Source organism: Amantichitinum ursilacus (genome assembly GCF_001294205.1).
Classification (GTDB): Bacteria; Pseudomonadota; Gammaproteobacteria; order Burkholderiales; family Chitinibacteraceae; genus Amantichitinum; species Amantichitinum ursilacus.
Genome location: NZ_LAQT01000001.1, coordinates 383,759 through 405,019 on the forward strand (window position 1 = coordinate 383,759; position 21,261 = coordinate 405,019).

The 21,261-nt window shown below is 61.9% G+C and carries 21 protein-coding genes; 8 read left to right on the forward strand and 13 right to left on the reverse strand.

Features of this window, described 5'->3' with window-relative positions; translation table 11 throughout:
• Positions 1-36 precede the first annotated feature (36 nt).
• Both WG78_RS01630 and WG78_RS01635 read right to left on the reverse strand, forming a co-directional pair.
• A complete protein-coding gene (locus tag WG78_RS01630) occupies positions 37-423 on the reverse strand; it encodes a type II toxin-antitoxin system VapC family toxin (protein WP_053936030.1) in 387 nt (128 codons plus the stop codon).
• Entirely contained in the window at positions 420-665 is a 246-nt protein-coding gene (locus WG78_RS01635; protein ID WP_053936031.1) for a type II toxin-antitoxin system Phd/YefM family antitoxin, read from the reverse strand. Before WG78_RS01635 ends, WG78_RS01630 begins: the two co-directional genes overlap by 4 nt.
• A gap of 215 nt (positions 666-880) precedes the next feature.
• On the opposite strand from WG78_RS01635, the gene WG78_RS01640 reads away from it, so the two are divergent.
• From WG78_RS01640 to otsB, 3 genes are all read left to right on the forward strand, one after another.
• Complete coding sequence (locus WG78_RS01640; RefSeq protein WP_053936032.1) at positions 881-2,197, forward strand: Nramp family divalent metal transporter; 1,317 nt, start codon at positions 881-883, stop codon at positions 2,195-2,197.
• A gap of 354 nt (positions 2,198-2,551) precedes the next feature.
• Positions 2,552-4,780: an alpha,alpha-trehalose-phosphate synthase (UDP-forming) gene (locus tag WG78_RS01645; protein WP_053936033.1), complete on the forward strand. Its 2,229-nt coding sequence runs from the start codon at positions 2,552-2,554 to the stop codon at positions 4,778-4,780.
• Entirely contained in the window at positions 4,781-5,545 is a 765-nt protein-coding gene (gene otsB, locus WG78_RS01650; RefSeq protein ID WP_053936034.1) for a trehalose-phosphatase, read from the forward strand.
• Positions 5,546-5,627: 82 nt separating this feature from the next.
• Here the strand turns inward: otsB and WG78_RS01655 are convergent, their stop codons facing one another.
• The 11 genes from WG78_RS01655 to WG78_RS22615 all read right to left on the reverse strand — a co-directional run bounded on the left by WG78_RS01655 (position 5,628) and on the right by WG78_RS22615 (position 15,893).
• The gene (locus WG78_RS01655) at positions 5,628-6,416 is read right to left on the reverse strand and encodes a heme ABC transporter ATP-binding protein (RefSeq protein ID WP_053936035.1); all 789 of its coding nucleotides are present in this window, start codon (positions 6,414-6,416) and stop codon (positions 5,628-5,630) included.
• Positions 6,416-7,438, reverse strand: coding sequence for a FecCD family ABC transporter permease (locus tag WG78_RS01660; protein ID WP_083458691.1), 1,023 nt, complete (start codon positions 7,436-7,438; stop codon positions 6,416-6,418). The genes WG78_RS01655 and WG78_RS01660 overlap by 1 nt, the downstream gene beginning before the upstream one ends.
• Positions 7,439-7,444: 6 nt before the next feature.
• Entirely contained in the window at positions 7,445-8,281 is an 837-nt protein-coding gene (locus WG78_RS01665) for a heme/hemin ABC transporter substrate-binding protein (protein WP_053936037.1), read from the reverse strand.
• A gap of 42 nt (positions 8,282-8,323) precedes the next feature.
• Complete coding sequence (locus WG78_RS01670; RefSeq protein ID WP_053936038.1) at positions 8,324-9,391, reverse strand: hemin-degrading factor; 1,068 nt, start codon at positions 9,389-9,391, stop codon at positions 8,324-8,326.
• 105 nt (positions 9,392-9,496) lie between these two features.
• Positions 9,497-11,728 carry a TonB-dependent hemoglobin/transferrin/lactoferrin family receptor gene (locus WG78_RS01675; RefSeq protein ID WP_083458692.1) on the reverse strand — a complete coding sequence of 744 codons (2,232 nt, stop codon included), beginning with the start codon at positions 11,726-11,728 and terminating at the stop codon, positions 9,497-9,499.
• 184 nt (positions 11,729-11,912) lie between these two features.
• On the reverse strand, positions 11,913-12,098 hold the full coding sequence (gene hemP, locus WG78_RS21955) for a hemin uptake protein HemP (RefSeq protein ID WP_083458693.1): 186 nt from the start codon (positions 12,096-12,098) through the stop codon (positions 11,913-11,915).
• Between the two features lie 196 nt (positions 12,099-12,294).
• Positions 12,295-12,840 (reverse strand): hypothetical protein, encoded by a 546-nt coding sequence (locus WG78_RS01680; protein ID WP_053936040.1) that lies wholly within the window; start codon positions 12,838-12,840, stop codon positions 12,295-12,297.
• Positions 12,841-13,006: 166 nt separating this feature from the next.
• Positions 13,007-13,462: a group III truncated hemoglobin gene (locus WG78_RS01685; protein ID WP_083458694.1), complete on the reverse strand. Its 456-nt coding sequence runs from the start codon at positions 13,460-13,462 to the stop codon at positions 13,007-13,009.
• Positions 13,463-13,610: 148 nt separating this feature from the next.
• Complete coding sequence (locus tag WG78_RS01690) at positions 13,611-14,048, reverse strand: carboxymuconolactone decarboxylase family protein (RefSeq protein WP_053936183.1); 438 nt, start codon at positions 14,046-14,048, stop codon at positions 13,611-13,613.
• Positions 14,049-14,132: 84 nt separating this feature from the next.
• Positions 14,133-15,569 (reverse strand): MocR-like pyridoxine biosynthesis transcription factor PdxR, encoded by a 1,437-nt coding sequence (pdxR, locus tag WG78_RS01695; protein WP_053936042.1) that lies wholly within the window; start codon positions 15,567-15,569, stop codon positions 14,133-14,135.
• A 75-nt stretch (positions 15,570-15,644) separates the two neighbouring features.
• Entirely contained in the window at positions 15,645-15,893 is a 249-nt protein-coding gene (locus WG78_RS22615) for a hypothetical protein (protein WP_161805048.1), read from the reverse strand.
• Positions 15,894-15,957: 64 nt separating this feature from the next.
• On the opposite strand from WG78_RS22615, the gene WG78_RS01700 reads away from it, so the two are divergent.
• From WG78_RS01700 to WG78_RS01720, 5 genes are all read left to right on the forward strand, one after another.
• Positions 15,958-16,218, forward strand: coding sequence for a hypothetical protein (locus WG78_RS01700; RefSeq protein WP_053936043.1), 261 nt, complete (start codon positions 15,958-15,960; stop codon positions 16,216-16,218).
• A gap of 69 nt (positions 16,219-16,287) precedes the next feature.
• Positions 16,288-17,277: a hypothetical protein gene (locus tag WG78_RS01705; RefSeq protein WP_152969015.1), complete on the forward strand. Its 990-nt coding sequence runs from the start codon at positions 16,288-16,290 to the stop codon at positions 17,275-17,277.
• Between the two features lie 46 nt (positions 17,278-17,323).
• The gene (gene recJ, locus WG78_RS01710) at positions 17,324-19,009 is read left to right on the forward strand and encodes a single-stranded-DNA-specific exonuclease RecJ (RefSeq protein ID WP_053936045.1); all 1,686 of its coding nucleotides are present in this window, start codon (positions 17,324-17,326) and stop codon (positions 19,007-19,009) included.
• Between the two features lie 58 nt (positions 19,010-19,067).
• Positions 19,068-20,330 (forward strand): chitinase N-terminal domain-containing protein, encoded by a 1,263-nt coding sequence (locus tag WG78_RS01715; RefSeq protein ID WP_083458695.1) that lies wholly within the window; start codon positions 19,068-19,070, stop codon positions 20,328-20,330.
• A 264-nt stretch (positions 20,331-20,594) separates the two neighbouring features.
• Positions 20,595-21,260: a GspMb/PilO family protein gene (locus WG78_RS01720; RefSeq protein ID WP_161805049.1), complete on the forward strand. Its 666-nt coding sequence runs from the start codon at positions 20,595-20,597 to the stop codon at positions 21,258-21,260.
• Position 21,261: the final 1 nt, after the last annotated feature.

Here is a 21,261-nt window from a genome sequence, read left to right on the forward strand (position 1 = left end):
TGGGTGGGAAGCCTGGGTGCAAATCCAGCGTGGATATCAGATGTGGCGAATCGGCCCAGGATATTGGGCAACCAGCGCGTCGGCTGTCAGCAGGATGATTCCTTCCACGAAAGATTGGGCAATTAAAATGCGATCAAACGGGTCTTTGTGGATGGGGGGAAGGGTCTCGACCATCATCGCGTGCTCGCTGGTAATGGGCAACTCGCTATATCCGTTGTCGAGCAATCCTCGGCGTAATACCCTCGGGTCCACCTGGAAATCCGCACGCCCCAGATTTCGTTTAATGGTGATTTCCCAAAGGCTGGCCGCACTAAAAACCAATTCATTGTTCACGTCTTCGATCAGCGTCCGTGCGGTGGCGGACAATTTTTCGCCAGGGCCGGCCGCCCATAACAGCAGATGAGTATCAAGTAGCAGTTTCAAAGCGAGCCCCCAAACAGGGCTTCAATTTCCTGGCTACCCATGGTGTCGAAATCGTCAGGCACCATGATCTCACCCGCCAGAAAGCCAATGCGTCTGACTTGATTGGCTTCGGGTGCATTGAGCGGGACCACTTTGACCAAGGGTTTGCCTGCTTTTGCAATCACAAACCCTTCCCCTAGAGCAGCCTTTTCTACGAGACGTGACAGATGTGTTTTTGCTTCATGAATGTTTACGGTGTGCATGGCTGGGCTCAGTGGACTAAGTTCATCTAGTTTGGTTGAAATCTTCGTATAAAGATAGCCCGATGATCAGGCACGCCACCGACCCCAACACGATGTTCTAGCCGGCGCCCATTCTGTTTTAAACTCGGTCGCGGCGCGGGCCTTGTACTTACACCGCGCGCCCCCGTGGCATCGTTTTTGATCGCCGTTGTATTTATATTTTGCCTTGCAGGTTTATGCGTTTACCCACTACCGCCACCGCGCCGTTTTGCCCGACTGAAGTGAAGGGCAGCATCACCATTTCCGCTTCCGCATCGGTATTGGCCAAGCTGAAACGCTTTGCCGGCCCCGGTCTGTTGGTGGCCATTGGCTATATGGACCCCGGCAATTGGGCTACGGATATCCAGGCGGGCTCGCAATTTGGCTATGCCTTGCTGTGGGTGGTGGCGTTTTCCAGTCTGGCGGCGATCTTTTTGCAAATGCTGGCGGCGCGGCTGGGCTTGATTGCAGGCAAAGATCTGGCGCAGGCCAGTTACGAACGCTACGGTCCGTTTGGCAAAGTGCTGCAATGGATTACCGCAGAAATCTCGATTATTGCTTGCGATATCGCCGAAGTGATCGGCTGCGCGCTGGCATTCAAACTTTTATTCGGCATTCCATTGGCGTGGGGCATTGTATTGACGGCCTTTGATACCGTCATCGTATTAGGTATGCAGGGCAAAGGCTTTCGCCAAGTCGAGGCCATTGTGTTGGGTTTGATTTCGACCATGGCGCTGTGTTTTTTAATTCAGGTGATCATGGTCAAGCCGGATTGGCACGCGGTGGCGTTGGGGCTGATTCCGGGTAATCCGGGGCACGATCACAAAGACGCCATTATTCTGGCGCTGGGCATTATTGGCGCGACCATCATGCCGCATAACCTGTATCTGCATTCGTCGGTGGTGCAAACCCGCCGCGTAATCGGCGCGCAATCGGTCCACGATGTGGAGTCCACTTTGAATATGGTGCGCATTGATACCTGGGCGGCGTTATTGATTGCCATGCTGGTTAATGGCGCCATTCTGGTTTTGGCCGCTACCGCGTTTCATTATTCCGGCCACACCGAAGTGGCCGATATCGAACACGCCTATACCCTGATTACGCCGATTGCGGGCGCGGCGGCCGCCTGGTTATTCGGCATTGCGCTGCTGGCGTCGGGGCAAAGCTCCACGCTGACTGGCACCATTGCGGGTCAGGTCATCATGGATGGCTTTTTTCATCTCAAAATTCCGTGCTACCAACGCCGCTTGATCACGCGCGGTCTGGCCTTGGCCCCGGCGCTGGTCGGCGTACTGTGGCTGGGCAATGATTCAGCCGGCAAATTGCTGATCTGGAGCCAGGTATTGCTTAGCCTGCAATTGCCGTTTGCGATGTGGCCGCTGATCCGCTCGGTGAGTGATCCCAAAGTGATGGGCCGCTACACCATCAATCGGCCGTCACGCTGGGTGGCGTGGAGTTTGTTTGCCGTCATCACGGTCACCAATCTGTGGCTGGTTGAGGGCGTACTCGGCTAGGACTCAACACGCATAGGGTGGGACTCGGCGTCCCCGTCTGGACTCACCGCCCAAAGCCATTGACGAAGGCGCTGACGTTGGCATTCTTGGGTATGGCTTTGTAAGGTGGGTCTAGACCCACCCTATCTATCAGTGGCTAAGGCCAGCAGCATGCATACGGTGGGACTCGGCCTGCGCCGTTGCAGGGACGATGGCGCACCCGTTTTTTTTATGCGAAAGCCGGACTTTAGCCGTGCGCCCGCGGACATTTCTATTTGTGTAAATGTAGTTTTGCGGTTTATCTTAAAAACCGTCTTGCCTTGTGCCAGGCACCCACGCGCCCGTCCTTTCCACCGTCCGCATGGAGGCCCAGATTTGAAGTTTCTGCCTTTGCCGCTGCGTTTTTTCTTGCCACTGCTTTGCGTTTTGCTGCTGGCTGCCTACATCACCGTTCCCATCGTCGACCAGCTCACCCTGCGCTGGTTTGTCAAAGATCTGGACACCCGCGCCAGCCTGATTACCACCACGTTTAGCGAAAGCATGGGCGACACGTCGCCGCCGCAACGGCCTGCGCATGCCCAGACGCTACTCGATCGCATCGTGCGCGATGAGCGGGTGTTGGGGGCAGGCATTTGCACCTCCGAAGGCACGTGGAGCGTGCGCTCTGTGGGTTTTCCCGCGGCCGGTTTTGATTGCGCCACGCTGGCGCAGCTGGCGCGCAAACGTCCGCCGCTGGCACAACTGCCGTATGGGCTGGCCCACGTGGCGATGCTGCCGTTAAGCGCGGATCAGGGTGGCGACCAGTTGGTGTTGCTGCATGACATGAGCTTTGTGGAACGCCGCAGCCAGATCACGCGGCAATATCTGATCATCCTGTTTGTGGTGCTGGGCAGCGTGATTGCGCTGATTACGTTGATCATCGCGCAACTGACCTGGCGCGGCTGGCTGGCAGGCGTGCAGGCGTTGCTGCGCGGCGAAGGTCTGGTGCGGCCGTTTGGCATGGGCAATCGCGAGCTGATGCCGGTGGTGGAAGAACTGCGCGGCATGTTGCGCGAGCTGGAAGACCAGCGCCGCGTCCTGCATCGCGCCAACAATATCTGGACGCCCGAACGGCTGCGCAGCCTGCTTAAAAGCGATTTGCGCGGCGATGAAATCATCGTGGTGTCCAACCGCGAACCGTATATCCACGAGCGCACGGCGGAGGGGCAGATCAAGATCAACCGGCCCGCCAGTGGCCTGGTGACCGCGGTCGAGCCGGTGATGCGCGCGTGTTCCGGCATCTGGATTGCGCATGGCAGCGGCAGCGCTGACCGCGATACGGTGGACAAGCTCGACCAGGTGGCGGTGCCGCCGGAAGACCCCAGCTATCAACTCAAACGCGTGTGGCTAAGCGAGGAAGAAGAGGCCGGTTATTACTTCGGCTTTGCCAATGAAGGCTTGTGGCCGCTGTGCCATATCGCGCATGTGCGGCCGGTGTTTCGCGCCAGCGATTGGGAACACTATCGCGCGGTTAACCAACGCTTTGCCGATGCGGTGGTGTCCGCCGCGCGCACCGAAGACCCGGTGGTGCTGGTGCAGGATTATCACTTTGCGCTGGTGCCGCGCATGGTGCGCGAGAAACTGCCGCGCGCCACCATCATCACGTTCTGGCATATCCCGTGGCCCAATAGCGAGTCGTTCAGCATTTGCCCGTGGCGCAGCGAGATTGTCGATGGCTTGCTGGGCAGCACCATCCTCGGCTTTCACACGCCGTACCACTGCAAGCATTTCACCGAGACGGTCGACCATTTGCTTGAAGCCAATATCGAGCAAGAGCATTCCACCATCACTTATGGCGGCCATCAGACGCTGGTTAAAAACTACCCGATTTCGATCGCCTGGCCTGAAGGCGCCATGCCGCCGGTGGAGGCCTGCCGCCAGGAACTGCGTGAACGTATCGGTGTGGGGGCCAGCCATCTGATCGCCATCGGCGTGGACCGCTTTGATTACACCAAGGGTTTGATCGAACGCGTGAGCGCGGTGGCGGTGATGCTGGAGCGTCATCCCGACATGATCGGCCGCTTTAGCCTGGTGCAGGTTGCCGCGCCCACGCGCAGCTCGCTGGAGGAATACCGTACGTTTCATGAACGCATGGACAAGCTGGTGCAAGACGTTAATGCGCGCTTTGGCCAGCCCGGTTACCAGCCGGTGCATCTGTTTGCCACGCACCACGACGCGGTCACGCTGCAGCGTTATTACCGCGCGGCCGATGCCTGCATGGTGACCAGCCTGCACGACGGCATGAATCTGGTGTGCAAGGAATTTATCGCGGCGCGGGATGACGAGCGCGGCGTGCTGTTGCTCAGCCGCTTTGCCGGCGCCGCCGATGAATTACCCGACGCGCTGATCATCAATCCCTATTCGATTGAAGACACCGCCGACGCGCTGCACGAAGCGCTGACCATGTCCGAGGCCGAACAGCGTGACCGCATGCGCAGCCTGCGTTCCACCGTGCAGCACAACAATGTGTATCTGTGGGCCGCCGACATGTTGGTCGACGCCGCGCGCACGCGTTTGCGCGAACGCATCGAGGCGCGTATTTCCGCCAACCGCAAGGAGCCCTGAATGCGCTATCTACTCAATACAGCGGGCCTGCAGGAAGTTGCCGCCGCCGTCGCGCAACAGCCGTTGCTGGCGTTTGATTTTGACGGCACGCTGGCGCCGATTGTGCCGGTGCCCGACAACGCCTATGCGCCGATGAGCGTCAGCACCGCCATGCAGCGTTTATGCGCGATTGCGCCGGTGGCCATCGTCACCGGGCGCAGCATCGACGATGTCAGCGCGCGGTTGGCGTTTGAACCCAAATACATCATCGGCAACCACGGTGCGGAAGGCATGGCCGAGGTCGATACCGACGCGCTGGACCAGGTGATGCGGCAATGGCTGGCGCAGTTCGAGGCGGGCTCGATCACGCTGCCTGAAGGCGTAACGCTGGAGCGCAAACGCTTTTCGCTGAGCCTGCACTACCGGCTGGCGCGCGACCGGGATGCGGCGCAGGCGGCGGTGCTGCAACTGGCGCAAACGCTGCAGCCCTTGCCTGATCTGATCGGCGGCAAGTGCGTGCTTAATCTGCTGCCGCCGGGCGCGCCGAACAAGTTTTCGGCCATCCAGAGTTTGTTGCTGCGCGAAGGGCGCAGCGCCGCCGTGTTTGTGGGCGACGATGAAACCGATGAGATCGCATTCCGCCAGGCGCCACCCGGTTGGCTGACGGTGCGGGTGGAGCATGCGGACCATTCTGCCGCGCGCTTTTATCTGGGCCACCAAAGCGAGATGGCGCATCTGATCCAGATTATTGAAGAACAGTGGCGCGCGGCCTTCGGTCCGCGTTAGCGGGATGGGTCAACCAGCCTGGATCTGGTAGCGCGGGCCCGTCTTTCATTGATGGGCCTGCGACTCCCAGGCTGCGGCCGGCTTAGCCCACAAAGCACACCATGCGCCGCCGCGCATCCACCGGGTGCATCACCACCTGCGCCGCCATGCCATAGACGCTCATCATCGCGGCCGGCGTTAGCACCGCATCGGGCGGGCCGTGGGCGACCACGCTGCCGCCCGCCAGCAGCAACAACTGATCGCACCACTGCGCCGCCAGGTTGACGTCATGCAGGATGACCAGCACCGCCAGGCCTTCATCGCGCGCCAGTTGCGCCACGGTCTGCAACAACAACCATTGGTGCTTGGGGTCGAGGCTGGCGGTGGGTTCGTCCAGCAACAGAGCGCGGTAGTCGCCTGCGGCGCGATGCGCCAGTACTTGCGTCAGCACGCGGGCAAACTGGATGCGTTGCTGTTCGCCGCCGGACAAGGCCGTGTAGCGGCGGCTGGCCAGGTGGCTGGCGTCGGCCAGTACCAGCGCGCGATCAATCAAATGCTCAAGCTGGGCCGGGCTGACTTCGGGAAAAGGATACGCACCGGTGCCGACCACAGCGCGCACCGGCAACTCGAATGCCAGTGATGGCGATTGTGGCAACACGCCGCGGCAACGTGCCTGGGCAGCGGGGCGCATCTGGCTTAATGGCTGGTTGTGCAAGGTCAGGCTGCCGGACATGGCCGGCAATTCGCCCGCCAGCGTGGCCAACAGCGTGGACTTGCCCGCGCCGTTGGCGCCCAGCACACCCAGCAACTGGCCCGGCTGCAGCGTCAGCGATACGCCCCGCAACACCGCCACGCCGTGGCGGCCGCAGCATAGATTTTCAGCGCGCAACATTAGGCGACCCTCCGCGTCAGTATCCACAAAAAGAACGGCCCACCGATCAAGCTGGTGACGATGCCGATGGGTAGCTCGGCCGGAATGACCACCACACGCGCCAGCCAGTCGGCCAGCGACAAAGCAATCGCGCCCGCCACCAGGGTGTTGGGCAGCAGCCAGCGATGGTCCGCGCCCAGGCTTAGCCGCACCAGATGCGGCACCACCAGCCCGACAAAGCCGATGACGCCGGTTGCCGCTACCAGCGGGCCGACAATCAAAGCCACCAGCACAATCAAGCGGCGGCGCAGGGGGTTGAGCGCAAAGCCCAGATGCTGCGCTTCGCGCTCGCCCAACAGCAGCGCATTCAGCGCGCGCCATTCACGCAGCAATAACAGGCTGAGCGCCAGGGTCCACGGGCCCAGAAACGCCAGTTGTGTCCATGTTGCGCCTGCCAGACTGCCCATATTCCAGAAGGTCAGGCTGCGCAGTTGGGCGTCGTCGGCCACATAGGTAAACAGGCCGATGATGCTGCCGCAGATCACATTGATGGCCACGCCAGCCAGCAACAGGCTGCTCATGCCGGGGCGACGTTGGCCCAGTTGGTAGCACAGCGCGGTGGCGGCCAGGCTGCCGATAAAGGCGGCGGGCGTTAGCCAGAACAGGCCGGGCGCGCCCAGCACAATCGCCGCCACCGCGCCCAGCGCGCCGCCCGAGGCGATGCCAATCAGACCCGGTTCCGCCAGTGGATTGCGAAACAGCGCCTGCATGGCGGTGCCGGTGACGGTCAACCCGCCACCGGCCACAATCGCCAGCGCCACGCGCGGCAGGCGGATCTGCACCAGCACATTGCGCCAAAGTTGTTCCTGCTCGGTCAGATCGTGCGCCAGCAGCAAGCGCGGCAAGGCGTGCAGCGGGATGGCCACCGCGCCGTGGGCGGCGGCGATCAGCGCCAACAGCAGCAAGCAGGCCAGTAGCGCCAGCAACAACATGGCCGGATGATGCGGCGCGCGGGGCCGGCGTAAAGAAAGCACCGTGGTCATCGTGGCTTATTTCGCGGCGGCGGGGCTGGGGGCGTCGAGACCGGCTTTCAGCGTTTTGAGCGCCTCGGGCAGACGCGGGCCAAAGCCCAGCAACAGCAAATCGTCCATCACCACGACCCGCCCGTTGCGCGCGGCGGGCGTGCCCGCCACGCCGGGCAGCGCCAGAAACCGCTGCAAGCCGCCCGAAGCATCGATCGACATGCGGGTGGTGACGATGGCGTCGGGCGCGAGCGAAAGCGCGGCCTCAGCCGACAGCGGTTTGTAGCCGGTCTGCGCCGCCAGCACATTGCGCGCACCCGCCAGCGCCAGCATGGCATCGGCGGTCGACTCTTTGCCTGCACCTTCCAGCTTGCCACTGCGGTTCATCACAAACAGCGCGCGTACATTGCTCGGTGTGGCGGTCAACGCGGTCACTTGCTGGCGGATGGTGGCGACCATCTTGCCGCCGTCATCAGGCAGGCCCAATGCCGTGGCGACGCCGTGCACGCGTTGCTCCAGCGCATCCAGCGTCGCGCCTGCAGGCAACACCACCACTTTGACGCCCAATTGCTTGAGCTGCGCCATCGCGGCTGGCGGCCCAGCCTGGTCGCTGGCCAGGACCAGATCGGGATGCAACGCCACCACGCCTTCCACCGAAAATGCGCGGTAGTAGCCCACTTGCGGCAGCTTGGTGGCGGCGGGCGGATACAGGCTGGAGGCATCATCACCCACCAGCCGATCGCCGGCGTTCAGGGCGTAGATCACTTCGGTCAGTGGGCCGCCCAGGCTGACCACGCGCTGTGGCGGCGCGGCAAGGGCGGTCAGGCTGGCCAGGTAAAACACAACAGACAGCAACGATTTCATTGCGATTCTCAGGGTCGGGATTCGGGTAGGGAAAGACGCGGATCAGGCGGCCAGCGGTTGTGCGCACAGATCAGTCAGCAGCGCGCGCCATGCCGGCAGTTCGGGCTGCCCAGGTTTACGCACGCCAAAGAACTGCACAATCAGCTCGCCGGCCGCGTTGTAGATTTCCAGCGAAGTCACCCAGCCATCGCGCGTAGGCTTGTTAACCACCCAGCTGCTGTGGATGGCGGTGGTTTGCAGATGCAGATTAAAGGTGGGATCAAGCACGTTAAACCACGGGCCGGTACGCAACAGCTTTTGCACCGGGCCGCTATGGATCTGCACAATGCCGCGGTTGCCCACAAAGCACATGATGGCCAGGCCCGTATCGGCGGCGCGTTGCAACAGCGTTTCGACCGCGTCGTTATCCACGCTTTGCGCCAGATCCGGCCCGGCTGCGCGCAACGCGCCCAGGCGTGACAGCTTGAACTTGCGCAACATCGGGAAGAACGCATGCGTGTCGTCCAGCGCCAGCCACGCGTTGCGTACGGCGTTGGCGTCGGCGGCTTCATGCGCTTCGTCCAATGTGGCCAGGGCGCTGAACTGCGGCACGCTGCGCTCCGTCTGCGCAAACGCTGCCACCAGCGCTTGCCACGCCCGCGCATCGGTCTCGTCGGTGCGATAGACCTTGTGCACCGCGCTGCCATCGGCGGCAAAAAACTGGATACTCTCGCGGCCATGAGTAGGGTCCGTGACGTGCCAGGCAAATTGCCAGCAGCTAAAGAACAGGCGCAAATCAATATCCGGGCCCAGCACCATGCCGACCGGGCCTCCGGCGTGGATGTCTTCGTAACGGCCGTGGCGTTCGTGTACACATGCATCGTTGCGGGATAGCGCCAGCACGCGGCCCAGGCTGCCCAGTTGCTTGAACAGCGTTTGCGCGCCGCCCGCCAGCGGTTGCGATTGCACGCCACATTGCGCCGCCACCAGCGCGGCCTCGGAAACACCCAGCTTGTCCGCCAGATCGCGGATGCGCAGTTTGGGTTCGGCGGCGATCAGTGCGGCGTAGCGGGTTTGCAGCTCGGCGGCAAAGTCGGCGTAAGTGGGGGCGATTGCAGTTTGCTCGGTCATGCGGTGTTTCCTTGATGAAAACAGCGCCCGGCCGTCGCGCGAGGCGAGGGTCGGGCGCTGTGGAGAGACGAGTCTCGCGGTTGACTGGAGATGTGGTTTTATCTTTTAGAACAGATAGTTGGCAGAGACGCGGAAGCTGCGGCCCGGCTCGGTGTAGCGGTCCAGCGCCGGGTTGCTGGCTTGCAACAAGGTGCCGGGGCCGCCCGCGCTGGTTTGCCGCGTCTGGCTATCCCAATACTTGTGGTCAAACAGGTTGAACACGCCCGCGGACAAGCGCAGGTCTTTGGCCAGCACATACCAGCCGGTGAAATCGATGACGCCATAGCCGGGCGCCTGGTACAGCGTGTTGGCGGAGACGTGTTTCTTGGCGCTGGCGGTGGTGACGGTGCCGTCTACGCCCCATTGCTCGCGCGCATAACCGACGTTGAACACGGCTTTAAATGGCGCGACCGAATCCAGCCATTCGTCATCGGTTTCATTGCGGCCCACGGTATAAGCCAGCGCGGCATTGCTGTGCCATTGCGGCAAGAACACCCAGTGGCCCGCCACTTCGGTGCCCGAAATGCGCGCCTTGCTGATGTTGACGTTCTGGAATACGCCAGCCGGGTAGCCCGCAATCCAGCCGCTATCGCCTTGCTTGAGCGTCACTTGCTCAATGAAGTTGTGATAGCGGTTGTCGTACACCGTGGCCGAGCCGCCCAGATCATCGGTGCCAAAACGCGCGCCGAATTCCACGCCCGAGCTGGTTTCCGGCTTCAGGCCCGGGTTGGCCACCAGCGTGTAACCCACTGCGGCGTTGGTGAACTGACCGTTGACTTCGACCACGGTCGGCGCGCGGAAACCCTGGGCGTATTGGCCAAACAGCGTGACGTGCTCGGCGGCCTGATAGCTCAGCAGTAACTTGGGCGACCATTTGCTGTCGCTCTGATCCTTGGGCGCGATGCCGGCACCGGCGGCGATCTGCGCGGCCAGTACGGCATCAATTTCGGGATTCTGTTTGTAGCTGTCATAACGCAGGCCGGGGGTAACGGTAAAACCGCGGCCAAGGCCGATTTCATCCTGCGCAAACACGCCCCATTGCGACGCAGTGGTGATCGGTACGGTGCGCACGTTGATGGTCGAGGTGGCGGGTTTGCCTGCGGCAAATTCGGTGGTTTTGCTGCGCCACCATTCGCCGCCAAACACCAGTTGCTGCGACACCGCGCCATCAATGTTCTTCACCAACTGGCCATTAACGCCATACATGTCTTCCTGGTACTGGCCATCGCGTTGGTAATCGGCCGCAGTGGTGCGTACTTGGTAACGATGCTGGTCGCTATCCAGTTGTTGCCACCACGCGCGGGCGCTGGCGCTGTCAAACCAGCGCGCGTTATCGGGGGCGGTGTAGTCATATTCCAGCGAGACGCGTTTGCGGCTTTGCGTGTCTTCGGCGCGGCTGGATTTGATGGCGCTGGTGATGTCGCTGGGCATGTCCGAATCGGTGCTGGTATGGCGGTATTCGCCAGTTACGCCCAGCTTGTGGCCGCCATCAAAGTAATGCTGCAGCTTGCCAAGAAAGTTTTCGGTTTTACTGTCTTGCGGATCGGGTTCGGTGCGATTGACGCCGGTGCCGCCGGTTTCGCCTTTGTTGTCCATTTCATGGCCTTTGCGACCGCCGACTTGCGCCAGCCACACCGTGCCCGGCGCGGCTTCTCCGGCCACCGTGCCGCGTGCGCCAAAGCTGTTGTCGGCACTGTCGTAATCAGCGTCGATCTTGCCGGCGAATTTTTTACCGCCTTTCAGCAAATCAGTGGGGTCGAGCGTACGCAAACCGACGATGCCGCCCAGCGCGGAGGAGCCATATAGCGTGGAGCCGGGCCCGCGCACGATATCGATAGCGGCCAGTGAGCCGAAATCGACCATATCCTGGCCGATAAAGGTATCGCGGCCCGAGAACGAAAAGGTGTCGGGCAAGCGGATGCCATCCACCAGCATCAGGATGCGATTGCCCTCCAGGCCACGGATATTGATGTTGGTGGCGCCATAGCGCGGCTGTCGGGTGATGCTGATGCCAGGTTCGGCGCGGTCACCCAGGTCGGTAAAGTCGCGGATAAAGTGCTGGTCCATGTCGGCGCGATCGGTGCTGGTTACCGACGGCGGCAACTGGTCCAGCGTTTTATCGGTACGGGTGGCGGTGACCACTACGGGCGACAGCGCGCTGTCGGTGGCGGCCGCCGCGACGGTGGTGGCGGCGGTGGCCACGGCGTCGGCCGCGGCCGCATGGGCAAACGCGCTGCTGAGCGCGCACACCATCAATGAAAGTGCCGCCGCAGCCGGGCGATGCGGAATTCGATTCATGCCAGTTTCCTTGAGCGTAGGGAAGCACCGGTCGAACCTTGAGCGAGGTGTGTTTCGACGGTGACTTTCCCGGCGCGGCTGGCTGGCAGGTGCTGCGGGCAGCACAAAATAACGCGGCTGGCTGGCTTGCGCGGTTTGTGATTGTTATGGGCAGGTATGGATGGCGCTGATCGGGCAGACCGGCTTACTTGGTCAGGATCAGCTTGCTCTGTCGCGTCTCGCGCAGGGTATAGCGCACACCGTTGTGTTCGATCACCACCGAATGACCGGCATGCAGCAGATCACGGCTATTGATGACCGGCGTGTGCTCGACCACGCGGCTTGCAGGCGTGGCGGGCGTGGGGGACGGGTGAGGGCGACGGGTATCCATGAGTCGGAATATAAACGAGAACCGTTCTCATCTGCAAGATATGTCCGACAGATAAACCGCCGACCGTCGCGCGATGCATAGGGTGGGTCAAGACCCACCAAACAATGTGACCGGAGAAGGAGGCGAACGGCTGGTTTCTAATCGATGGTTTTGGTGGGCGGGTCTCGACGGGGCCTCCACGTCCCACCCTCATGCGTCAGCGCCGTAGCGGCACAAAATTAAACTCCGCCAGCAGCGCATCTACCAGCCGTTGCGACACATGCGCCGCATCGGCTTTGCTCAGCGGGCTGTCCGAGCGGCGGATATTGCGTTCCAGCAAGCCCGTCAGTTGGTTCTCGGGGCTCACGCCGCTTTCAGTCAGCGGCTGCTTGGCCACCCAGGCAAAGTCGCCAATGATCGAGGCGTAAACTTGCGGCGGCTGCGGGCCGGTGGGCGTCTTGTCGTCGGCCAGCAAACCGCGCATGACGGCCTGGCGTAATCCGGTGCGCAGCGTAATCAAATCGCTTTCAAGCGCGACAGGTTTGGTGGTTGGCGTGGAGGCGTTGTGCGCAGACGGCAGCGCGGCCACCGCGTCGCGAAATTCATCCAGCGCGCTAAGCACATGCGCCTGTGGCACGTTATCAAACAAGAACAACAACGTGCGTTCGCGCCGCTTGAGCGCCACGGACACCGCATTGGTGCCCGCGCGGTTATAGACTTCCAGCGTGATGCCCAGCGGCAATTTAACGGTTCTGGTTTTCATGTAAAACACCCCTTGCGACGCGACACAATGCCGTGTGACGGCAAATTTATTGTGATCAATCGTGCACGCCCCGATGCGCGCATGCTGTCCAGTCTAGACAGCTACGCGCATGCATGCCAGACAGCTTGCACGGCAAGCGCTGACCTGCGGGATATTTACAACAGATTTACAGCTCGCGATCGGCGCGAGTGGGATCCTGCTGCCATACATACAGAATACGCAGCGATTTACCGATGCGCTGCGCGCGCTCCAACCACGCATCGGCCATCTCGGTCGGCAGCATTTCGTGCGCGGTTTGCGTAAACAACGCCAGCCAGATATCCAGCAAGGCCGGGGTAAAGCCGGCGGCCAGATGGCGCTCGGTCACTTCGTAGCGATGGCCCAGATATTTTTCGCCGCCCAGCGTTACCCACCAGAAATGCGTGAGGATATCCAGATGGTGCGGCCAGTCGCTAACGCGCTGAAACGGCACGCCCAGTTCGGGGTGCGCACGCACGCGGCTATAAAATTCGGTGACCACGGCGCGGACTTGCGCCTGGCCGATCTGTTGGGCGACGGCTTGCATGGTGATGGCTTTATGCGGATGAGGTAGGAAACCCGCGGCGGGACGTGATCGATGCATCAATCAAGCGCTTTGATCGGGACTTGATACGTCGCCAATCAAAAGCACCGCGCGGGCCAGTCCGGATTACATCCAGACAGCCCGATCGGCGCAAGCGTAATACCTGGCAATCTGCCTGGCGGCACGCTTTATGGCACGGCGCAAACGCTTACGGCAACGGCTTGCGGAACGCGATGGCAAAGCGGTTCCACGTATTGATGCTGCCAATCAGCAGGGTGAGATCAACGCGCTCGGCTTCCGAAAAATGCGTGGACAATTCGTCATACAGTTTGTCGGTAACCGGCTGCGTGGCGATGCGCGTCAACGCTTCGGTCCAGGCCAGCGCGGCACGTTCGCGGTCGGTAAACAGATGGGTTTCTTGCCACACGCACACGGTGGCCAGACGGCGCTCGTCTTCGCCGCCTTTGCGGGCGTCGGCGGTGTGCATGTCTACGCAAAATGCGCAGCCATTGATTTGCGAGGCGCGTAAACGCACCAGTTCGGCAAGCGATTTTTCAATCGACGATTGCGCGATGTATTGCTCCAGGCCGCGCATGGGCTTAAGGGCGGCGGGGTTGGCTTGATTGAAGTCGAGACGTTCAGACATGGCGTGCTCCAGCGGTGGTTGCAGAATGTGAGCCACAGCTTAGGCCGCGCATTGGTCGCAATAAATCGCCAATTTTGTGAGATTTCAGGTGACCACTGGCACTTGCTGCCGCAACGCAGTCGCCAGTCGCGTAAGTGCCTCATCAATTTGTGCGACATCAATCTCGCCGTAGCCAAATAGCAGCGCCGGTTGTGGCGGGCTTTCGGCATAAAAGCGCTGCGTGCCGTACAGGCCAATCTGCACCGCATCGCCGGAGGCGATCACCGCCGCTTCGTCGATGCCGGGCTTGAGCAACGCGGTCATATGGATGCCCGCCATCGCCACAATCGGCGTAAACCATGGTGCCAGCGGTCCGGTCAGATGCCGGATCAGCATGGCGCGGCGCGCCTCGTACAGCTTGTGGCTACGGCGCAAATGCCGTGCGAAGTCACCATCGAGCATAAAGCGCGCTAACGCCGCCTGGGTGAGCGAGGCACTATGCCAGTCCACCAGTTGCTTGGCTTTGACCAGCGCGCCATAGAGCGATTGCGGCGGCACCAGATAGCCCACGCGTAATTCGGGAAAGATGGTTTTCGAGAAGGTGCCCACATAGGCCACCAGCCCGGCGCGGTCCAGGCTTTTAAGCGCGTCCAGCGGTCGGCCTTCAAAGCGGAATTCGCCATCGTAGTCATCCTCGGCGATCACCGCGCCGGTGCGCTGCGCCCATTCCAGCAAGGCGATGCGGCGGTCCAGGCTGAGCGGCATGCCCAGCGGAAACTGATGCGACGGCGTGACATACACCAGCCGCGCCTGCGCGGGCAGCGCATCCACCACCATGCCGTGCGCGTCCACCGGCACGCTGACCACGCGCGCACCCATTGCCGTAAAACAGGCGCGGGCGGGCGGGTAACCGGGTTCTTCCATCGCCACGATATCGCCCGGTTGCAGCACCACGCGCGCCAGCAAATCCAGCGCTTGTTGCGCGCCCTGGGTGACGATCACGTCTTGCCACTGGCTGGCCACCGCGCGGTTAAAGCCGAGGTAACGTGAGATGCCCAAGCGTAGTTCCTGTTCGCCCGCCGGATCGTGATACGCGCCGCGGCCACGCGCCTGCAAGCGCAGGGCGTGGTTCATGCAGCGTCGCCATGGCTCAAACGGAAAGCGCGTTTTGTCGGTGACGCCGCCCATAAAATCATGCGGATGCGTCGAGCGCGGCTGCAGCGCCTGCGCGGGTGGCATGGCTTGCCACAGCGGCGACGGCTGCGCCTGTTGCGGCGCGGGCTGGGTCTGCGGCATGCGCTGCGGCCCATCGGCCACAAAGGTGCCGTGTCCCGGTTTGCTGAGCAAAAAACTTTCGGCCAGCAAGCGTTCGAACACATCCAGCGTGGTTTTACGCGATACGCCCAGTTGCGCCGCCAGATCGCGCGTGGACGGCAAGCGCTCGCCCGCGGGCAGGCGGCCATCCAGAATCGCGGCGCGAATCTGCCGGTAAATCTGGCCGCTGAGATCGGTGCGGCCGTGCAAGGTGACGTGAAGATCCATAGGTTTTGGGGGCGGCGAGGGCGCGGGCAGGGTGGTCTGGCGCGATGATAACGGGCCAGCGCGCAGCGTAGCGCATCATCCCGAGGCCAGTTTCTGATTATGCAAGCGCTTTTGATGGCGCGCCGCCGCAAAAACCTGCAATGAAACAATCACATCGGCGCGAAGTGCATGCATGGCCTTGCTTGCCGCGCGGTGCCCGGAAATCGATCCCGACCTTTTATCGGGCGGCAGATGCGTAAGGTATTCCCATTTGCGACATTCGGTTTGCCCGGCGTTCTGCCCCGCGGCGCCCCCTGATAAAAAGGCGCCCAAAGTGGAACCCATCGCCGCGGCAAGGTTGAAACTGGCCCTTGCCGCACCCCCCAGACTTCTGCACCTGGAGAAAACGATGAGCCTGTTAACCCTGGACCAGTTTCCTGAGCAAGAACGCACTGCGTTTGCCGCAATTTGTCGCGAGTTCGGCTTTGAGCCCGACGACTTTGTGGTGAGTGCCGATGCTCACGTCGCCGACACCCTGTGTGACGGCATCGAGGTGGTCACCGTATTGCGTGATCGCGGTTTTCAACAATATTCGCCGCCGGAATGGATTGCGGAGTTTGAAGATTCGCTGGCGCACGGCGAATTTGGCGCGCCCGGCGTGCAGCATTAAACCGCTGCGGGCAAAAGCGGCGGGGCGTGCGCATGCACGTGCGCCCCTGCCCATGTAAAATTCCGCCGCATGAACCCGCATCTCGTCCTTCCCCACGCCAGCTGGCCCGACCCGGCCATGCAATCGCAAATTACCGCGCAACTAACCCTGCCTGCCCTGGCCACGCTGTTTGGCAAAGGCCAACGCCAGTCCACGCCGCCACAACCGTGGCTGCACTGGCTGCAGACCCAGTTTGGCAATGCCGCCGTTGCGCCGCTGACGCTAGCGCTGGATATGCCCGATGCCGCACCCGGCTTCTGGTTGCGCGCCGACCCGGTGCATCTGCATGTGGGGCGCGATCAACTGAGCCTGCAAGACGCGCGCACGCTGGATATCAGCCAGAACGACGCCAATGCGCTGGTGCTGGCGCTTAACGGTTTGTTCAAGGATGACGGCTGGACCTTTTACGCGCCGCACCCCACGCGCTGGTATCTGCATCTGGCGGCCGACCCGCAACTGACCTTTACCCCGCTGGATGAAGTGATCGGCCTGAATATCGATCCGTTTTTGCCGCGCGGCCCCAATGCCATGAACTGGCACCGCGCGCTTAACGAATTGCAGATGCTGCTGTACACCCACGCCACCAACGATGTGCGCGAAGCACTGGGCAAACTCAGCATCAACAGTATCTGGCTGTGGGGCGGTGGCCAGTGGCCGATGCCCGCGCTGCCGCAACAAGCGGGCCGCGTGGTGTGGAGCGATGATGACATCGTGCAAGGACTGACTCGCGCCAGTGGCGGCGACGCGCTGCCATTGCCGTTGGGCGCGCAGGATTTGCCAGCGCGCGACGGCCTGGTCATTGTCGACTGCCTGGCCGCCGCCGTGCGCGCCAACGATGCGCAAGCCTGGTACGCCGCATGGCAAGCGCTGGAGCAACACTGGTTTGCGCCGCTGTTGGCCGGTTTGCAGGACGGCAGCGTGCACAGTGTGACGTTGTCCGCGCCCGACGCCGGTTGGCGCGTACGCACCGATGCCAGCTTGCGCTGGCGCTTCTGGCAAGGCCGTCGTCTGCCATTCTGATTTCGCCACGGCGAATGTTTAACACGTTGTAATTACCTGGTCTGCCATGCCCCGAATCCAGCCCCGATCCATTCCTGCCGACCTGGAAGCCCGCTTGCTGCAAAGCGGGCTGTCGGCGCTGGAAGCGCGCCTGTACGCCGCCCGCGGTATCACTGAACCGACTGATCTGGAACACGAACTAGCGCGCTTGCTGCCATTTGGTGGGCTCAAGGGCATCCACGAAACGGCGTTTCGCCTGGCCAACGCCATTGCCGCGCGCGAACGCATCCTGATCGTCGCCGATTACGATGCCGACGGCGCCACCGCCTGCGCGGTCGCTGTACGCGGCCTCGGTCTGTTTGGCGCGATTGTCGATTTTGTGGTGCCTAATCGCTTTGAATATGGCTACGGCCTGACGCCGGAAATCGTCGAGCTGGCCGCACAAAAAAATCCTGATCTGCTGGTGACGGTGGATAACGGCATCGCCAGCGTGGCCGGGGTGGCCGCCGCCAAAGCGCGTGGCATCGACGTACTGATCACCGATCACCATCTGCCCGGCGATAGCCTGCCCGACGCGCTGATCGTTAACCCCAACCAGCCGGGCTGCACCTTTGCCTCGCGCAATCTGGCAGGTGTGGGGGTGATGTTTTATGTGCTGATGGCGCTGCGGGCCGAGTTGCGCCAACGCGGCACGTTTGGCGACCAACCCGAGCCCAATCTGGGCCAGTTGCTGGACCTGGTGGCGCTGGGCACGGTGGCCGATGTGGTGAAGCTGGACGGCAATAACCGCATCCTGGTCGAGCAGGGCCTTAAACGCATGCGCGCCGGCCGCGCCAGTCCGGGTGTGATGGCGCTGTTTGCCGCCGCCGGGCGCGATCCCTACAAGGCCACTTGTTTTGATCTGGGCTTTACGCTGGGTCCGCGGCTGAATGCGGCGGGGCGACTGGACGATATGAGCCTTGGCATCGCCTGCCTGTTGGCGGGCAGCGTCGACGCGGCTTTGCCCCTGGCGCAAGAACTCGACCAGATGAACCGCGCGCGGCGTGATATCGAAGCGGGTATGCGCGATGAAGCCGAAACCGTACTCGCTACGCTGGACTGCGAAGCCAGCTATAGCCTGGCGTTGTATCGCGCCGACTGGCACCAGGGCGTGGTCGGCATCGTGGCCTCGCGCGTTAAAGATCGCTTTCATCGCCCGACCATCGTGTTTGCCGATGGCGGCCCTGACGAGATCAAAGGCTCGGGCCGCTCGATTGTCGGGCTGCATCTACGCGACGCGCTCGACCTGGTCTCCAAACGCCACCCGGGGCTGATCCTTAAGTTTGGCGGCCACGCCATGGCGGCCGGACTCAGCTTGCGGCCCGGTGATTTCGATGCGTTTCAGCGCGCCTTCGAAGCGGTCTGCCGCGAACTGATGCCCACCAGCGCACTGGAACGTGTTATTGAAACCGATGGCGCCTTGCCTGAAGACGGCTACAGCATGGCCGTCGCTGAAAAACTGGATCGCCAGGTCTGGGGCCAGGGTTTTCCCGCGCCGCGCTTTCATGATGAATTTCGCGTGCTGGAACAACGTGTTGTCGGCGAACGCCATCTAAAGGTTAAACTGCGCACACGCTATGGCCACGTGCTGGACGGCATCCGCTTTCAGCACCCGGATACGCTGCCGCAAAACGTCATCGCCGTGTTTTCGATCTCGGTCAACGAATTTCGCGGCGAGCGGATTTTGCAGCTACAACTGGAGCATTGCGAATAACACGGCCCGCCCCCGGCGATGAACGGGGCGCGGCAATAACAAGAAAGAGGACGCACGGATGCGAGCAGGATGGCGCGCTGCACTCAGCGCAATCGGGCTGGGCGTAACAATGACGTGGGCAGCCTGCGCGCACGCCGCCTTGCTGACGCCCGAAGAAGCGCAACAGCCGGGCAACCGCGTGTGCAAACCGGCCAAAGGCGGCATGCTGGATTGCACCGATCTGGCCGAGCCTGACCCCGCGCCCTCCAACGACGCCAGCATCCAGCCTCTGCCTGCCATCAAATACAGCGGCGAACACTTCCCCGCCCCGACCGCCGAAGCGCCGATCAAACCCGCCCTCGATACCATCCCCGAAAAACTCGACAGCGATAGCGTGCGCATCGGCTGGGACATCAACTTCGGCACCACCGCGCAATATTGGGAGATCTACGACAACGGCGTGCTGGCCATGCGCAGCCAGGAATTTACCCAACGCACGCTGGTGTCATCCAGCAAACAAGACATCAGTGCCCGTGCCGTGTCGGTACAAAGCGGCGAGTACACACTGCGCCGCCTGGCCGCCGGCCGCCACCTGTTTGAAGTGCGCCTGTGCAACGCCAATGTGGATGGCTCGCCGCTGTGCACCAGCGTTACTGGCAATACCTGGGTGGGTGACGTCGACCAGACCCTCGGTAGCCCATCGACGCCTGAAATTGAATGGTTGCCCAGCGTCAGTACCGGCGAACCGGTGGAGCTGACCTGGCATATGTGGTGGGGCGTGCCTGGTCACTACTGGCAAGTGCTGGACCAAGGGCGCGTGGTGTACGAATCCACCACCTTTAACGAAAACACTGACCACACCCAAAGCGCCAGCACCCAATTGCGCGACCTGGCCGCAGGCACGCACGCGCTGACGGTGCGGCTGTGCAGCAAACTGGACTGCGCGGACAGCGAGGCCTATCCGCTGGAAGTGATGCTGGCCGGCGTCGATGCCGCCGCGCTGCCCAAGCTGGCGCTGCTGGGCAAAGTGGCCGATTCGTGGGTGGTGATGTGGTCCGTGCCCATGCTGGCCGCCGCCAAACAACCGCTGCGCTGGCGCTGGATCGACGCCGACAGCGGCCAGGCTATTGGCGCCGACCAGACCAAAGCGCGCGAATGCGAATCCGGCGCGGACGAACTGGTGCAAAAAACCTCGCAGACACGCAGCTATTGCGGACAAACCCGCCTACTGGCGGCGCAAGCGCCGGTGCGGCTGGGCGTGGAGGTGTGCTGGGCGACGGAACGGGCTTGCCGACGGAGTGAGCCGCTGGAGCTGGTGGGGGCGGCGCGGGCGGGGCGCTAATCGAGCAGCCACTCAATTTCGGCCTGCTGCAAAGGGCGAAAAGTTTTCTTACTGTATCTCCCTGTTACTTTCACACAACGCTAAAGGCTTCCACGTCTCGTAATGTTTGTCGCAAAACGCCCGTTTAGGCAATATCCGAGCGCGGCTTGTCTGACAAAACATGACATTGATGGGCGACGCAGCTTCAGGGATGCCTTAGCGGCAAATAATAATCAGTAGTGGGCTATGCCTTGCGCAGCTTGCTATCCAGTCATTGGCGACGCAGTGCAGTCTTTTGTTTTTAAAGGGGTGGTCTTAAACGCTGAGTGGCTTGCTCAGCGTTTTGGCACATATCGGCGCATTGCAGGCATGCATCCGCTTTACCTGATCTGGATGGCCAGCCTCGTTATTGCCTTGGTCACCAGCTTGGCCGGTGTATGGCTGGCCCGCACCAAATGGTTGGAGCTGCAGCACGACCGACAGCTGTATGCGCGGCTATTGCAAATCCCCCATGTCAAACCCTCCCCGTTATATGCGTCGGCCACGCCAACTTTTCTGAATGAATTGCCCACTCGTTTCGGCGAAGAAAAATTTATCGCCAGCCTTAACGAAGTAGCCCTCAAGCAAAAAGCACAGCTTATTGAAGTCTCCGTCCAGCGGACGCCAGCATCGGAAAATCGTTTGCCCCGTGTAGAACTGGATGCGCGATTGCGGGGGACCTATCCCGCGATCAAAGCGGTACTGGCGACCGCGCTGCAGGCCTATCCCGGCCTGGCGATTGAACACCTCTCCATGCGCAACGCCGGGCTGGCGTCATCAGCCGGCACCATGGCCGTTGGCGCTACCGGGCCAGCGGCAACAACCGGCCTGGCGGGCACATTGCAACAAGAAGCTTCAGTGCATCTGTCGCAATGGTTGCGCCCGACTGATGCCGCGTCCGGGGTGCAGTAGG

Bases quoted from the DNA above. Each gene is read 5' to 3' on its own strand.
- WG78_RS01635 (WP_053936031.1), bottom strand. From the start codon at position 665: ATGCACACCGTAAACATTCATGAAGCAAAAACACATCTGTCACGTCTC.
- WG78_RS01640 (WP_053936032.1), top strand. From the start codon at position 881: ATGCGTTTACCCACTACCGCCACCGCGCCGTTTTGCCCGACTGAAGTG.
- otsB (WP_053936034.1), top strand. From the start codon at position 4,781: ATGCGCTATCTACTCAATACAGCGGGCCTGCAGGAAGTTGCCGCCGCC.
- WG78_RS01655 (WP_053936035.1), bottom strand. From the start codon at position 6,416: ATGTTGCGCGCTGAAAATCTATGCTGCGGCCGCCACGGCGTGGCGGTG.
- WG78_RS01660 (WP_083458691.1), bottom strand. From the start codon at position 7,438: ATGACCACGGTGCTTTCTTTACGCCGGCCCCGCGCGCCGCATCATCCG.
- WG78_RS01665 (WP_053936037.1), bottom strand. From the start codon at position 8,281: ATGAAATCGTTGCTGTCTGTTGTGTTTTACCTGGCCAGCCTGACCGCC.
- WG78_RS01670 (WP_053936038.1), bottom strand. From the start codon at position 9,391: ATGACCGAGCAAACTGCAATCGCCCCCACTTACGCCGACTTTGCCGCC.
- WG78_RS01675 (WP_083458692.1), bottom strand. From the start codon at position 11,728: ATGAATCGAATTCCGCATCGCCCGGCTGCGGCGGCACTTTCATTGATG.
- hemP (WP_083458693.1), bottom strand. From the start codon at position 12,098: ATGGATACCCGTCGCCCTCACCCGTCCCCCACGCCCGCCACGCCTGCA.
- WG78_RS01680 (WP_053936040.1), bottom strand. From the start codon at position 12,840: ATGAAAACCAGAACCGTTAAATTGCCGCTGGGCATCACGCTGGAAGTC.
- WG78_RS01685 (WP_083458694.1), bottom strand. From the start codon at position 13,462: ATGCATCGATCACGTCCCGCCGCGGGTTTCCTACCTCATCCGCATAAA.
- WG78_RS01690 (WP_053936183.1), bottom strand. From the start codon at position 14,048: ATGTCTGAACGTCTCGACTTCAATCAAGCCAACCCCGCCGCCCTTAAG.
- pdxR (WP_053936042.1), bottom strand. From the start codon at position 15,569: ATGGATCTTCACGTCACCTTGCACGGCCGCACCGATCTCAGCGGCCAG.
- WG78_RS22615 (WP_161805048.1), bottom strand. From the start codon at position 15,893: ATGGGTTCCACTTTGGGCGCCTTTTTATCAGGGGGCGCCGCGGGGCAG.
- WG78_RS01700 (WP_053936043.1), top strand. From the start codon at position 15,958: ATGAGCCTGTTAACCCTGGACCAGTTTCCTGAGCAAGAACGCACTGCG.
- WG78_RS01705 (WP_152969015.1), top strand. From the start codon at position 16,288: ATGAACCCGCATCTCGTCCTTCCCCACGCCAGCTGGCCCGACCCGGCC.
- recJ (WP_053936045.1), top strand. From the start codon at position 17,324: ATGCCCCGAATCCAGCCCCGATCCATTCCTGCCGACCTGGAAGCCCGC.
- WG78_RS01715 (WP_083458695.1), top strand. From the start codon at position 19,068: ATGCGAGCAGGATGGCGCGCTGCACTCAGCGCAATCGGGCTGGGCGTA.